Raw genomic sequence first — 14,503 nt, forward strand, 5'->3', positions numbered from 1 at the left:
CGGAGTGCGCGCAACATCCTGCTGCGGTTGCCGTGGCCCGTGACGAAATTCGCCGCGTGGTGGCGTGGTGGTTGCGCATTGCAGCTGCGCCACCGGCAGGTGCGGTCAATGGCAGTTGGCAGCGCTGGTTGCAACTTGTCGACGCTGCCGAAACCCGCAAGCGGCTGGCATTGCAAGCCATCAGTTGGCACAGCCCAGTCACCGAGCTGGCGCATCACAGTGGCAAGGTGCGTGCATTGACCAATGCCTTGGCCTTGTACGATGAGGGCAAGACGATGCGGCACTGCATCGATAACTACCGTGATGCTTGCATCAAGGGCACGTTCCTGGCCTTTCATGCCGAGTTCGAAAGGGACGGCAAGCCCTGCCAGGCGACGGTTGGTTTGGTGAAGCGTGAACACCGTTTTCGCAAATGGCAGGTCAGCAATGTCTGTGGTGTTGCCAATGCCAGCTTTGGCCGGGAATGGCCCGAGATCGCCAAGCAATTGGCGGGGCTTTGCAATGTGCGCGAAATGGTGCAGGCGCGCCGCGAGGCCGCGCGTCGCGCAGCGATGATGCAGGTGGCAACGTGGGCGTGCGCGGTGTTGCCAAGCTTCAAGGATTGGCGCGGCAAGGCAACTGCGATCACCAGCACGCAGGAGCTTGTCGATTACGGCAAGACCCTGTGGTGCGACATCCAGCACTACGCCGAGGAATGCGCAAGCGGGCAGGCGCAGGCGTACCGCGTCGTCATCGAAAACCGATACGCATGGAAAACCTATGGCCTCGACCGCTACGAGCACTTCGTTGTGCTGCTACGGAAACATGCAGCGGACTGGGCGGTTGCCGATGTGCGCACCACCCACGGCATGCGCTACCAGCATTCTCCCATCGAACCGTTTGCCCAAAAACTGGCCGCGGCCTGCAACCACACAGATCGCGTCAACGATGGCATTACGCAAGCAGCGCAGTTGCGAGTAGCGTGAGTGCGCGCTAGCGCAACGCCTGCAACGTTCCATCGGCATGGATGCGGTAATCGGCGGGGGTGTCGGCGGGCACGATGCGCACGCGGTTGCCTATTGCAACGCCTTGGTAGCTTGGGATGCTGTGGGTGAGGCGCACGAAGATCCAGTCTTTGGCGTCGGGTGCCAGTTGCAGGGTGATGCCGGCTGGGTGGGTGCGCAGGGCGTGCGCCAGTGCGGGTGAAAATACGGCTTGGATGTTGCCAACTTGCTGGATGCGCAACATCACTGATGCCCCGTGCAATGCACTCAGGCAGGCGAAGGTGGCTATCATCACGCGGCCCATACGCGATGCGTGCGGCCATGCGGCGGCCACGCTCATCGCGGTGATGGCGGCAAAGCCGTAGGCGTAGTGGTTCCAACTGCTGCCCAGTGCCAGCACTGGCAGCAAAGCGGCAAACCCGCCTAGCAAAAACAGCGCGGTCAGGCGACGTGAGGTTTGCCACAAGGCGGCCAACAAACCCAGCCACAACACGCCCGCCAGCCACAGGGGGCGCAGACGATGCAGGGTGGTGCTGGTCTCCAGCAAAGGCACGACGGGGGTGAATAGTTGGTACTCCAGCCAGCGTTGTGGCACGTGGGCAAGGCGCAAGGTGTATTGGCTGCCTTCGCGCGGGGCGTGCAGCAACACATCCACGCGCAAGTCCAGATACACCGCGCATACCGCGCCGGCGGCCAGCATGGCGGCCCGCCACAGGGGCCTTCTATTGCTGTCGCGATCCAGCCACCACGCCAGTGCCAGCAGTGGCGGGATGGCGAAGGCAGCTTCTTTGCCAAGGAGGGCCAGCGTGGTCAGCGTGGCGCTGATGATGGCGGCCATCCATCGCGCGCGCGCGCGTTGCACCAATAGCGCAATACCCAGTGCGCAACTTAGCCAGATCAAATCGGCCATGCAGCCTACCCAGCCGTGGGTGTAGGCGGCATACGGGGTCAGCACAAACCCCAGTGCACCGAACACGGCGGGCCAGCGCGGCATGCCAACGCCGTGCGCAATCCAATACAACGCCACTGCATTGAGTGCGCCCCACAGCACCAGCACGGCATGAAACAGCATCGGTGTATCGAATAAGACCCGTGATAGCGCCATCCACAACGAAAAGGTCAGTGGTCGATATTGAAATGCGGAGGTTTCCAACCATGGCGACGGCGTGCTGCTGTTGGCCAGCGCCGCCCATTGCAGTTCGTCGTGGCTGAAGTAGCCAGGGTTGAGAATCAGCGGCAGTTGCAGCAGCAGCGCCGCCAGTAAGACGCATGCTGTTGCGGCAGTATTGGATAACGGCGGGCGAGTGGATGGCAGTGTGCTCATTGCGCGCGCAGCACGCATTGCGCGGCGCGTTCGCCGCTGCCCATCGCCAAGGTCCAGCCCAACATGCCGTGGCCGATATTGAGGATGAGGCCATCGCCGGCACGCGCAATCACCGGGCTAGAGTGAGGGGTGACCGGGCGCAGGCCGGCCCATGGGGTTTCGATATGGGCGTAATCGGCCGCTTGCGGCAACGAGGCGCGGGCCAGTGCAAGCAGTTGTTGGAAACGCACGGGGTCGGGCGTGGCATCCCAATGATTGAGATCGGCCAAACCGGCCACCCGGATGCGCCCACCTAAATTGCAAAACACCAATTTGCGCGCGGTGTCGGTGATGCTGGCCTTGGGCGCATGCGCACCGCAGGAGGCAGTGAACGAATAGCCTTTGACCGCCATCAGCGGCGAGCGCAACCCCAATCGTTTTAGTAGAACATGGCTGTCGATGCCCGCGCATAACACGATGTGTTGGGCGCGCAAGGCGTGGCCATTGGCAGCTTCAAGGAACCAATGCGCACGTTCGCGACGCAGGGTACGCACCTCGGTATCAAACAGGGCCTGCACCCGGTAATGGGTACGCAGCACATCCAATAACCCATGACTAAACCGCCACGGATCGCCCACTTCTTCATCTGGCGAATACACCACCCCGGCGATGCCGCGCGCATCGGCCAGTGCCGGTTCGATGGCGATGGCAGCATCGGCATCCAGCAATTGTTGTTGGATGCCAAACGCGCGTTTGGCAGTGATCATCGCGCGCGCTTTGGGCAGGGCGGCGGCATCGTAATAGACGTGCAGTTTGCCGGCGATGCGGTGATCAAATGCAATCGGGTGCAGGTCCAACAGCGCGGCCATAGCGGCGCGTGATTCCAATGCCAATGCCAAGGTGGCCAGCGTGTTTTGCTGTAAACGGTGTGCGGTGGCATTGCGCAAAAACGCCAGCCCCCAGCGCCAGTAGTGCGGGTCTGCCGAGGCGCGCGTGCGAAATGCAGCATCGTTGCCCAACAACATGCCGGGAATCTGCTGCCATAGCGCTGGCCCGGCCATCGCATCGGTATAGGCATAGCTCAACTGCGCGCCATTGGCGAAGGAGGTGCCCAGTGCCGGCCCGCTGGCGCGCTCAAGCAATGCCACTTGCAGCCCACGGCGTGCCAACGCATACGCGGTGGCCAAGCCAACCACGCCGGCACCGATCACCGCCACATCGGCGGTCACATCGGCGGTCAAGCCAGATGCGGTGTGCGCAGTGGGTGCAATGGGCATGGGCATCAGTGCGGCCAAAAATTGATGAAGCCGGTGATAATCAGGGCATTGGTGAAGTCGATGAAAAACGCGCCCACCAACGGTGCCACTAAAAATGCACGAGGGGCCACGCCGTAGCGCTCCACCAGGGTGCGCATCACTGCCATTGCATTGGCGGTGGTGCCCAACATAAAGCCGATGAAGCCGCCACCCATCACCGCAGCGTCGTAGTCGCGCCCCATCACCCGGAATACGACAATACAAAATGCCGCCACCAATGCCGATTGTAGGATCAAATTCACCAGCAGTGGGGCGGCCATGCCGGCCAGTTCCCACAACTTTAAGTTCATCAGCGCCACCGCCAGAAACAACGCCAGGCAGACATTGCCAATCAGCTCGATGGTGGTCACCGACAGCCCAAGCCAGCCGCTGCGGTCATCAAGATTGCGCAGCAGCGCACCCACCAGCATCGCGCCGACATAGGCCGGCAAGGTCAGGCCGGTGGCGGTGATGCCGCTGCTGACCCACGCCCCCAGCCACATCGCCACCAGAATCGTGACGATACTTTTGAGTGCGGTGTGCTCGCGCTGGGCCTCGGTGGTGGTTGCCACCGCGACGGCAGCGTCTGGTGCGTGGTGGTCGTGTGGATGTGGCGAATGCAATTGAAAGTGGCGGATCAGCAACGTCGCGACCGGCCCGCCCAACAGGCCGCCGCAAACGATCCCGGCCATGGCCGAGGCCACCGCGATGGATTCGGCCCCACTCACCCCGGCGCGCTCAAACAGCGACGCAAATGCCAAGCCGGTGGCCGGGCCGCCGGTCAAGGTGGTGGAGCCCACCAAGACGCCAAACAGGGGATGCAGCCCAAAGCCCGCAGCCACCACCATCCCCAGCAGGTTTTGCAGTACCGCAAAGCCGCTGGCGATCAACAAGAATACGGCAACCTGACGGCCGCTGATTTTCAGCAAACGGGCACTGGCGTTGAAGCCAATGGTGGTGAAGAACGCGACCATCAGTGCCGGTTGCAACTTGCTGTCCAGCACAAACAACACGCTGCCGTGGGCATGTGCGGCCCACGCCGCCAGCGCGAACAACAGCCCGCCGATCACCGGCGGTGGCAGGTTATAGCGGCCGAATACCGGAATCACACGGCACAGGGCATAGCCCAAAAACAGGGCGATCCCGGCAAGCGCCAGGGTTTGCACGGCGTCGAGGACAAGCATCCGGGGAATTTCCTAAAGAGGGCCACAGCCGGGTAGAGCCGGTATCATCCATCATCTGTACTCCATGCACCTCGGAACATACCCCGATGTCTGATATCCCCGCCAATGACGATCTGAAACAAGCCGCGCTGGATTACCACCGGTTGGAGCCCAAGGGCAAAATCAAAGTGACGGCCACCAAGCCGATGGTGACCCAGCGCGATTTGGCATTAGCGTATTCGCCGGGGGTGGCCTTTGCCTGCGAAGAAATCGCCGCCGATCCGGCCAAGGCCAGCGAGTACACCGCGCGCGGTAATTTGGTGGCGGTCATCTCCAATGGCACTGCGGTGCTGGGGCTGGGCGATATCGGCCCGCTGGCAGGCAAGCCGGTGATGGAAGGCAAGGGCGTGCTGTTCCAGAAGTTTGCCGGCATCGATGTCTTCGATATCGAAGTCAACGAGCGCGACCCCGACAAACTGGTGGACATCATCGCCAGTTTGGAGCCCACGTTTGGCGGTATCAATCTGGAAGATATCAAGGCGCCGGAATGCTTCATCGTGGAGCGCAAATTGCGCGAGCGGATGCAAATTCCGGTGTTCCATGACGACCAACACGGCACTGCAATCATTGTGGGTGCGGCCGTGCTGAATGCACTGGAAGTGGCCGGTAAAAATATTGGTGATGTGAAGCTGGCCACCACCGGCGCAGGCGCAGCGGGTATTGCGTGTTTGGATATGTTGGTGGCGTTGGGCGTGAAGCCTGAAAATATCGTGGCATTTGATCGCGAAGGCGTGATCCACAGCGGCCGCAGCAATTTGGACCCCGACAAGGCGCGCTACGCACGCGACACGCATAAGCGCACGCTGGCTGAGATCGTGGACGGGGCGGATGTGTTCTTGGGCCTGTCTGCCGGTGGCATCTTGAAGGCCGAGATGGTCGCCAGCATGGCGGCCAACCCCATTATTTTGGCGCTGGCCAACCCGTATCCGGAAATCCTGCCGGAAGATGCCAAGGCGGTGCGTCCGGATGCCATCATCGCCACGGGTCGCTCGGACTATCCCAACCAAGTCAATAACGCGGTGTGCTTCCCGTATATTTTCCGTGGTGCGTTGGATGTGGGGGCCACGCAAATTACCGAGGCGATGAAGCTGGCTTGCGTGCGCGCGATTGCGGCGTTGGCACGCAAAGAAGCGTCCGATCTGGGCAGTGCTTACGGCGGTGAGGTGCCGAAGTTTGGTCGCGAGTATTTGATCCCGCGCCCGTTCGACCCGCGTCTATTGACGCAGTTGGCACCGGCGGTGGCGCAGGCGGCGATGGATTCGGGTGTGGCCCAGCGGCCATTGCTGGACGTAGACGCCTACCGCGAAAAATTGGGACAGTTCATCCATCGCACCAGTTTGATGATGAAGCCGGTGTACGACCGCGCGCGCGCGCATCGCAAGCGCGTGGTGTATGCCGAGGGCGAAGAATATGTGGTGCTGCAAGCGGTGCAGGCGGTGGTTGACGACGGCTTGGCATTCCCGGTGTTGATTGGCCGGCCCGAAGTCATTGAATCACGTATCGAAAAACTCGGCCTGCGCATGCGCGCCGGCGTGGATTTCGAGCTGACCAATATCAACGACGACCCTCGCTTTGACGACTACTGGCGGCAGTACCACGCGCTGACCGAGCGGCGGGGTGTGACCCCGGACGCTGCCAAGAATCTGCTGCGCTCGCGGCCCACCTTGATTGCCGCCTTGATGGTGGAACGTGGCGAAGCCGATGCCATGATCACCGGCATCGTTGGCCGTTATCACAAGAAGCTAGGCTATTTGCGCAGCGTGTTCAATTTTGATGCCGGCGTCAGTGGCACCGCCGCGATGACGGCGGTCATCAACGATGCTGGCGCGTGGTTCTTTGTCGATACACATGTGCAGTTGGACCCTTCGGCAGAACAGATCGCCGAGGCGACTTTGCAGGCGGCCTACCGCTTGAAGCTGCTTGGTATCGAGCCAAAGGTTGGGCTGTTGTCGCATTCCAATTACGGCAGCCACCAAGACCCCAGCGCGGCGAAAATGCGGCAGGCATATCAAATCATCCGCAAGCGTTCGCCCAAGCTCGAAGTGGATGGCGAAATGATGGGTGATACCGCATGGGATGAAGCCCTGCGGCGGCGTATCTTCCCCAATACCACCTTGAGCGGGCGCGCCAATTTGCTGGTATTCCCCAATCTGGATGCCGCCAACATCGCCTATAACTTGATTCGCGTGGCCACCGGCGGCGTGGCCATCGGCCCCATTTTGATGGGCTTGGACAAGCCCGCGCATATCCTGACCCCGGCCTCGTCGGCACGCCGTATCGCGAATATGACTGCGATTGCGTCGGTAGAGGCACATATCCGCGACGAGTTGAAGTCACGGAGTGGGTAAGCGAGTACGTGCCGCCGCATTGCTGCGGTGGCATGTTGGGCGCGGCCAAAAATTGGGCCAACGTGAACGCCGTACAATAGGCGGCTGATTCCACTGCCCCATTTTCTCGTTGCCATGAGCCTGCACGCCGACACCAGCGCATCTTTCCGCCATTTGCTGGACCTAGAGTTGCTGCCAGTGCATCACCTCAAGCACGTATTGCAGCGTGCACAGGCGTTTGCTGAGGGCGCACAGGCACCCCAGGCATTGGCGGGAGTGGCGGTGTGTACCTTGTTCTTCGAGCCTTCCACTCGCACCCGCCTCAGCTTTCAACTGGCGGCGCAGCGGTTGGGTGCGTACAGCCTCAATTTTGATGCGTCCACCTCGTCGGTGACCAAGGGCGAGACCGATCTGGACACGTTCCGCACGATCGAGGCGATGGGCGTGCGCGGGTTTGTGGTGCGCCATAAAAGCGATGGCGCGGTGGCGGCGCTGGCCGCAGCGGCCAAAGCCGGGGTTGCGGTGGTCAATGCGGGCGATGGCCGCAGCCACCATCCCACCCAGGGCTTGTTGGACATGCTGACCTTGCGCCAGGCCAAGGGCGAGGATTTTTCCAAGCTGAAAGTGGTGATCGTGGGGGATGTGAAGCACTCGCGGGTGGCGCGCTCGGATGTGCATGCGCTGCGTGCGCTGGGCTGCGGTGAGATCCGTGTGTGTGGGCCGGCGGCATTGTTGCCGGACGATGACACCCTGCACGGTTGCATCGTCACCGAGGATTTGGATGCCGCACTGGAAGGCGTGGACGCGGCGATGATGCTGCGTTTGCAGCGCGAGCGCATGGCCGAAGGCTTGGTGGCCTCACTGGAGGATTACCACCGCGATTACGGGCTGACAGCTGCGCGCCTGCAACGGGCTGCGGCCGATGCCATCGTGATGCATCCGGGGCCGATGAATCGGGGGGTTGAAATTACCGACGAAGTGGCCGATGGGCCACAGTCGCGCATTCTGAACCAAGTGGCCAATGGGGTGGCGGTACGGATGGCGGTGTTGGAAGTGGTACTCACCAACTGACGTAGCCAGCGTCAAAACCGCCGACTTAGCGCAGCAAAATCAGCGTCGCCAGCCCCAAGAACGACAGAAAGCCCATCACGTCGGTGACGGTGGTCAAGATCACCCCGCCAGCCAGTGCCGGATCGAAGCCAAAGCGCTTCACCGTTACCGGCACAAACACCCCGGCCAGTGCCGCCGAGGTGAAGTTGATGGTCAATGCCAGTCCAATCACCAAGGACAGTTTGGGGTCGTGGAACCATGCCAGCACGATCAAAGCCAATAGCAAGCCGATGCCGATGCCGTTGATGATGGCGATGCGCACCTCTTTCCACACCAGCGCACCGATATTGGTGCCGCCAATCTGGCCTAACGCCAAGCCACGCACCATCAGCGCCAGCACTTGGGTGCCGGCATTACCCCCCATGCCGGCCACGATGGGCATCAACACCGCCAGCGACACCAAGTGCGCGATTGTGTTGGAAAATTGATTGACCACCGAGGCCGCCAAAAATGCAGTGGCCAGATTGATGGTCAGCCACAACATGCGCCGCCGGAAGGCGCGCCGCACCGGCGAGAACAGATCTTCGTCCTCGTCCAAACCCGCAGCCGACATCACTTGGTGCTCGGCCTGCGCGCGGATGATATCGAGCACGTCATCGACGGTGATGCGGCCCAGCAGGATGTTGTTGTCATCCACCACTGGCGCGCTGATCCAGTCGTGGTCGGAGAATTGCCGCGCCACTTCGCTGGAGGTTTCGTTGACATCGATGGCCGGTTGCTCGCCATCCATCAACTGGTTGATCGGGGTGCCGGCCTCGTGGGTGAGTAGCGCTTGTAGGGCGATTCGGCCCAGGTATTGGTGGCGCTTGCTGACCACATACAGATGGTCGGTGTGGTCGGGCAGTTCACCGCGCAGACGCAGATAGCGCAGCACCACGTCGATGGTGGTGTCGGCACGCACGGTGACCACGTCCGGGTTCATCAAGCGGCCGGCGCTGTCTTCGGCATACGAGAGCACTTGTTCCAGGCGCTCGCGGTTTTCGCGGTCCATCGACTTCAAGACTTCGTCGATGACGGTATCGGGTAGGTCTTCGACCAAGTCGGCCAAGTCGTCGATGTCGAGGTCGGCGGCGGCGGCCACCAGTTCGTCCTGATCCATATCCGCAATCAGGCTTTCACGCACTTCCTCGCCAACGTGTACCAACACTTCGCCGTCGTCTTCGGCATCCACCAGCCCCCACACCACACTGCGTTTGCCCGGTGGCAGCGATTCCAGCAGGTTGCCGATTTCCGCCGGCGACAGCGTGTTGACCATGCGCCGCACCGGCCCCAGCCGGCCACTATCCAAGGCATCGGAGAGCAGACGCAGTTGACGCGCGGTCTTGTCGTGGCGGATTGCTTCTGCCATGGTGGCTTCCGGCGATAGAGGTGGACGCCGCGATGCAGGGCAGGCAGGCGTGAGATCAGGCGGTCATGATGGTTGCATTATCGCTTGCGCAGATGACAACTGTCCAAGCGCTGCGCACGCCGTAGTGGCACACGGCAGTGCGGGTGCCCAGCGCGTGACTTATCCTTGCGCTGACGCCAGCGTGTTGCGCGTCAGCCAGCGCTGGATCGCGGCGCGATTGGGTGCGCGCAACAACGCTGGCGCGGCGGCACGCAGACGCGCATGTGTGCTTTCACGAATCGTTTGCCGCACTTCCAACAAGGTGGCCGGATGCAGGCTGAGCTCGGTCAGGCCCAAGGCCAGCAGCAGCGGGACGAAGTTGGGATCGGCGGCGATTTCACCGCACACGGTCACCGGGACTTGGCGGCGCTGGCCGGTTCGGATTACATCGTGCAATACCCGCACCACGGCAGGGTGCAGCGGCGAATACAGCTCGCCCAGGGACTCGTTGGTACGGTCGGCGGCCAACAGGTATTGCACTAAGTCATTGGTGCCGATCGAGAGGAAATCACAGTCGTTGATGAAGCTTGGCAGGGCCAGTGCGGCGGATGGCACTTCGATCATCGCCCCCAGCGGGATGTGCTCGGCAACTTCGCAACCTTCGGCGCGCAGCTCGTGCACCGCAGTGGTCAACGCCGCGCGCATCGCGTGCATGTCCTCGGCACCCGACACCATCGGCACCAAGGCACGCAGCGGGCCATAGCCGGAGGCGCGGGCGATGGCACGCATTTGCGTGCGCAGTAGCTCGGGCCGGGCCAGTGACAGGCGGACGCCGCGCAAGCCCAGCGCCGGGTTGGGTTCGTCACGCAGGGCCAGCCCGGTTTTGTCGGCTTTGTCGGCACCTAAATCCAGTGTGCGGATGGTGACGGTGCGCCCGGTCATCGCCAGCACGGCATCGCGATAGGCGCGAAATTGGGCGTCTTCATCCGGCAGGACTTGGCTGCCTAGAAACAAAAATTCGGTGCGATATAAGCCTACCCCGGCGGCGCCTAGCGCATGTGCCTCGCTGACGTCATCGCGGGATTCGGCATTGGCCCAGAGTTTGACGTCAACGCCGTCGCGGGTGCGCGAAGGTTCCCGCCGTAACCGGTTGAGTTGGCGACGCTCGCGGCGGGCTTCGGCCACGCGCGCATGATGGGCGCGCAGGTCGGCCGCGTTGGGCTCCAATATCACCAAGCCGGTGCCGCCATCGATGACCAGGACATCGCCATCGTTGGCTTTTTGCAGCAATTGCGGGTTGCCCACTACCAACGGCAGGTGCAGGCTGCGCGCCAAGATGGCGCTGTGCGAGAGCGGGCTGCCACCGGCGGTAACCACGCCCACCACGCCTTGCGACTGCAGTTGCGCCAGTTCGGCGGGGGCCACGCTGTCGGTGATGAGGATCTCGCCGGACACGCCTTGCAGCACCGCATGGTGGCTATTGAGCGCGGCGTGCAAGCGGCCAATCACTTGGTCGATGTCGTCGATGCGGCTACGCAGGTAGGCATCGTCCATGCTTTCAAACACCGCCGCCAAGCGGTTGCGTTGCAGGCGCAGTGCGTAGTCGGCCGAATAGTGACCGGTGCGAATCAGCGCATCGATCCCCGAAAGTAGTTCAGGGTCATCCAGCAGCATGGCATGAAGGTCGATGAACTCACCCACCTCGTGTGCCAGCGCACCATGCAAGCGATCGCGCAGCTCGCGCATTTCGGCCCGCACCGTGGTAACCGCAGTGTGGAAGCGTTGCAGCTCGGATTCCACCGCATCGGCGGCAATTTTGGTTTCTTCCACATCCAATGCATGCGGCAAACGCACGCGCGCTTGCCCGAGTGCGCAACCGCGCGCGGCAGCGGTACCGGGCAGCAACTGGCGCATCAGCTGTCCTCGTCAAAACGGCGTTCGAACAGCGACGTGACCGCATCGGCAGCGGCTTGTGCATCTTCGCCATCCACTTGCAAGGTGACCTGCGAGCCGGGGCCGGCGGCCAACAACATCACCCCCATGATGCTTTTTGCGTTGACCTCGCGGCCACGTGCTTCCAGTGTGGCTTGGCAGTGAAAGGTGGAGAGTAGTTGCACCAATTTGGCGGTGGCGCGTGCGTGCAGACCCAGGCGATTGGTGATGGTCAGGTCGCGGCGAATCATGCGTGCGCTCCGCAGCCGCAGGGGAAGATGGGGTGTTCAAGCATCATCGGTAATGGCTCCATTACGTGACCCTGCGGCAGCAACCGCAGGCAGATCGTCCAGATCCAGTTCGGCATAGTTCATGACCCGCAGCAGCATGGGGAGGCTGAGTGCGGACACCCGGCGCACGGGGGTTCCCAGTCTGGCAAGCCGCGCGGCAAGATTGCTGGGCGTGGCACCGTACAGATCGGTCAGCACCAAGACGCCATGCCCGGCATCCACCCGCCGCATCGCCGCACTGGCCAGTGGTAGCAGGCTGTCGGGGTCGCCATCGAAGGGGACATCAAACGCTTCGCAGGGCAATGGCAAATTGCGTAGCAGGCGCGTGGTAACCGCCAGCAGTGCGCTGCCAATGCCTTCGTGAGTAATGAGGAGGATGCCGACGGTCATGCTGCAAACTTAACAGACCACGATGACGCTGCGAAAGCACATTACGCATTGCATGGGTACGGTGGCTTGGCTGCGATGGTTTGGCTGCGATGGCGCGGATGCCGGCGTATCAGTCCAGTTCGCGGTGGTGTGCGCTGGCTTCCGGCCAGCCATGATGACGGAAGTACTGGGCCATGCGTTCGGCCAAATATACCGAGCGATGGCGGCCGCCACTGCACCCAAATGCCACGGTGACATAGCTGCGGGTGTTGGTGCGCAGCTTTGGGAGCCAGGTATCCAAAAACCCTTGCACTTGGGTGACGTAGGTGGTGACTTCCGTCTGCTGGTCGAGGTAGTCGCGCACCTGTGCGTCACGCCCGGACAGCGGGCGCAAGCGTGCATCCCAATGCGGGTTGGGCAACACGCGGGCATCAAACAAAAAGTCAGCATCGGCCGGCACGCCGTGGCGATAGGCGAAGGACTCAAACAGCAGTGACACCTCAGCACCTTCCAGCCCAAACTCCGACAGAATGCGCCGACGCATCTGATGGATGTTCATTTCGCTGGTGTCCAGCAGAATATCGGCGATCTGCCGCAATGGGCGTAAGGCTTGCCGATCCAGCGCGATGGCATCGGCCAGCCCCAGCCCAAGGTGGCTGAACGGGTGGCGGCGGCGGGTGTCGGCGTAGCGCCGCAGCAGGACATCGTCACGGGCTTCCAAAAACAACAGGCGCGGATCGGCACCCAAGGCCCCGATGTCGGACAGTGCGGTTGGCACATCCGATAGATCCCCCAAGGTGCGGGCATCGATCACGACGGCAATTTTGGACGGGGCTGCAGCATTGTCCTGCATGCGGCGGATGAATTCCGGTAGCAGTTCGGCCGGCAGGTTGTCCACGCAGTAATAGCCCAAGTCTTCCAAAGTGTGCAGGGTGCCGGATTTGCCGGAACCGGACATACCACTGACGATGACCAGTGCGGGGAGTGGGGCTGGGAGTGGAGCGGGGACGGGCGGGGTATTCATTGCGCCGCGCTTTCCAAAAAATGACTATGCCGGGCCATGAACGCAGCCGCCGGGTCAATGCCTTTACTGCGCAGGATATGCGTGCGGGTGGCGGCTTCGGTCAAGACCGCCAGGTTGCGGCCGGCCATCACCGGGATGGTGATCATCGGGACATCCAAATCCAGTACCCGACGGCTACCCAGATCGCCGGTCAGGCGCTCCATTCCGCTGCTGTCCGCGTGCAGTGATGGTTTGCTGAGGTGCACGATCAGGCGCAGGTATTTGTTGCGCTTGACCGCAGTATCGCCAAACATTTGGCGGATATTGAGCACGCCCAGACCACGCAGTTCCAGCATGTCTTGCAGAAGTTCGGGGCAGGCACCGTCCAGCACATCGGGGGCGATCTGGGTGAATTCGGGGGCGTCGTCGGCCACCAGCCGATGGCCACGGGTAACCAGTTCCAGAGCCAGCTCGCTTTTGCCTGAGCCCGACTCGCCGGTAATCAGCACGCCGATGGAATAAATTTCCATGAACACCCCATGCAGGGTGACGCGCGGGGCCAGCGTGCGCGCCAGCACGTATTGCAGGTGGTTGAGCAGTTCATGGCCGCGTCGTGGTGACAGCCACAGGGGGGTGTCGGTTTCCTCGGCGGCGCTGCGCAGGTCTTCTGGGCAGCTTTGATTTTTGCTGATGACCAGCGCCAGTGGACGAAAGTCGATGATCTTGTGGATGGTTTCCCAGCGCTGGCGCGCATCCAGTCCGTCCAGCCATTCCAGTTCTTCGGTGCCAAGAATCTGCACTTTGTTGGGGTAAATCGCGTTGAGGTAGCCCGCCAGCGATGGCCGGCGCGCGACCGTATTGACGGCTTCCAACACCCGTTGCCCGCCACGTTCCTGCCCGGCCAGCCAGCGCAGAGCCAAGCGCTCTTGCTGGCTGGCAAACAGCTCGGTGGCGGTGATGCGGGTGCTGCTCACAGGTCAGCCCAAGGCGAAGGCTGCATCGCCATCACTCGAACACACCACTTTTGGCCAAACCCTCGCCCTTACGCTGTTCCAGTTGTTTTTCCTTGTGCTTGATCAGTTGCCGGTCGAGTTTGTCCACCAACAAGTCGATGGCCGCGTACATATCGGGGCCGACGGCATCGCCATGCAAGGTGCGCCCGGCCACATTGATGGTGGCGATGGCTTTGTGCTGGGGCTTTTCTAGCGCCAGCTGCACACGGATTTCGCAATCACCTTCGAAATGCCGCGCGAGGCGCTCAAAGCGGGTTTCCACGTGGCTGCGCAGGGCAGGCGTGACTTCCATTTGCTGGCCATAGGTTTCGATCTGCATCTTGACCTC

At 62.0% G+C, this 14,503-nt stretch carries 13 protein-coding genes; 3 read left to right on the forward strand and 10 right to left on the reverse strand.

Annotated elements, in window-relative coordinates; all coding sequences use genetic code 11:
* On the forward strand, positions 1–965 hold a 965-nt coding region (locus tag PK789_RS05265), incomplete at its 5' end, for a hypothetical protein (protein WP_324307520.1).
* A gap of 7 nt (positions 966–972) precedes the next feature.
* Here PK789_RS05265 and PK789_RS05270 read toward each other — a convergent pair.
* Genes PK789_RS05270 through gltS form a run of 3 tightly spaced genes read right to left on the reverse strand, consistent with a single transcriptional unit; the run spans position 973 to position 4,765 of the window.
* Positions 973–2,307, reverse strand: coding sequence for a hypothetical protein (locus tag PK789_RS05270; protein WP_324307522.1), 1,335 nt, complete (start codon positions 2,305–2,307; stop codon positions 973–975).
* On the reverse strand, positions 2,304–3,563 hold the full coding sequence (locus tag PK789_RS05275) for an FAD-dependent oxidoreductase (RefSeq protein ID WP_324307523.1): 1,260 nt from the start codon (positions 3,561–3,563) through the stop codon (positions 2,304–2,306). Before PK789_RS05275 ends, PK789_RS05270 begins: the two co-directional genes overlap by 4 nt.
* 5 nt (positions 3,564–3,568) lie before the next feature.
* On the reverse strand, positions 3,569–4,765 hold the full coding sequence (gltS, locus tag PK789_RS05280; protein ID WP_324307524.1) for a sodium/glutamate symporter: 1,197 nt from the start codon (positions 4,763–4,765) through the stop codon (positions 3,569–3,571).
* An 86-nt stretch (positions 4,766–4,851) separates the two neighbouring features.
* Between gltS and PK789_RS05285 the strand changes: the two genes are divergently transcribed.
* Positions 4,852–7,152, forward strand: a complete 2,301-nt coding sequence (locus tag PK789_RS05285) for an NADP-dependent malic enzyme (RefSeq protein WP_324307526.1) — start codon at positions 4,852–4,854, stop codon at positions 7,150–7,152.
* A 114-nt stretch (positions 7,153–7,266) separates the two neighbouring features.
* Positions 7,267–8,202, forward strand: a complete 936-nt coding sequence (locus PK789_RS05290; RefSeq protein WP_324307527.1) for an aspartate carbamoyltransferase catalytic subunit — start codon at positions 7,267–7,269, stop codon at positions 8,200–8,202.
* A 25-nt stretch (positions 8,203–8,227) separates the two neighbouring features.
* Here PK789_RS05290 and mgtE read toward each other — a convergent pair whose 3' ends face one another.
* The 7 genes from mgtE to hpf form a co-directional block, all read right to left on the reverse strand.
* A complete protein-coding gene (gene mgtE, locus PK789_RS05295; protein ID WP_324307528.1) occupies positions 8,228–9,589 on the reverse strand; it encodes a magnesium transporter in 1,362 nt (453 codons plus the stop codon).
* 159 nt (positions 9,590–9,748) lie between these two features.
* Positions 9,749–11,482 (reverse strand): phosphoenolpyruvate--protein phosphotransferase, encoded by a 1,734-nt coding sequence (ptsP, locus tag PK789_RS05300; protein WP_324307529.1) that lies wholly within the window; start codon positions 11,480–11,482, stop codon positions 9,749–9,751.
* A complete protein-coding gene (locus PK789_RS05305; protein ID WP_324307530.1) occupies positions 11,482–11,751 on the reverse strand; it encodes an HPr family phosphocarrier protein in 270 nt (89 codons plus the stop codon). Before PK789_RS05305 ends, ptsP begins: the two co-directional genes overlap by 1 nt.
* Positions 11,752–11,787: 36 nt before the next feature.
* Positions 11,788–12,180: a PTS sugar transporter subunit IIA gene (locus PK789_RS05310; RefSeq protein WP_324307532.1), complete on the reverse strand. Its 393-nt coding sequence runs from the start codon at positions 12,178–12,180 to the stop codon at positions 11,788–11,790.
* 109 nt (positions 12,181–12,289) lie between these two features.
* Entirely contained in the window at positions 12,290–13,183 is an 894-nt protein-coding gene (rapZ, locus tag PK789_RS05315; RefSeq protein ID WP_324307533.1) for an RNase adapter RapZ, read from the reverse strand.
* Complete coding sequence (hprK, locus tag PK789_RS05320; protein ID WP_324307535.1) at positions 13,180–14,136, reverse strand: HPr(Ser) kinase/phosphatase; 957 nt, start codon at positions 14,134–14,136, stop codon at positions 13,180–13,182. The genes rapZ and hprK overlap by 4 nt, the downstream gene beginning before the upstream one ends.
* 31 nt (positions 14,137–14,167) lie before the next feature.
* Positions 14,168–14,494 (reverse strand): ribosome hibernation-promoting factor, HPF/YfiA family, encoded by a 327-nt coding sequence (gene hpf / locus PK789_RS05325; protein WP_324307537.1) that lies wholly within the window; start codon positions 14,492–14,494, stop codon positions 14,168–14,170.
* Positions 14,495–14,503 lie beyond the last annotated feature (9 nt).

Source organism: Thermomonas sp. (genome assembly GCF_035369645.1).
Classification (GTDB): domain Bacteria; phylum Pseudomonadota; class Gammaproteobacteria; order Xanthomonadales; family Xanthomonadaceae; genus Thermomonas.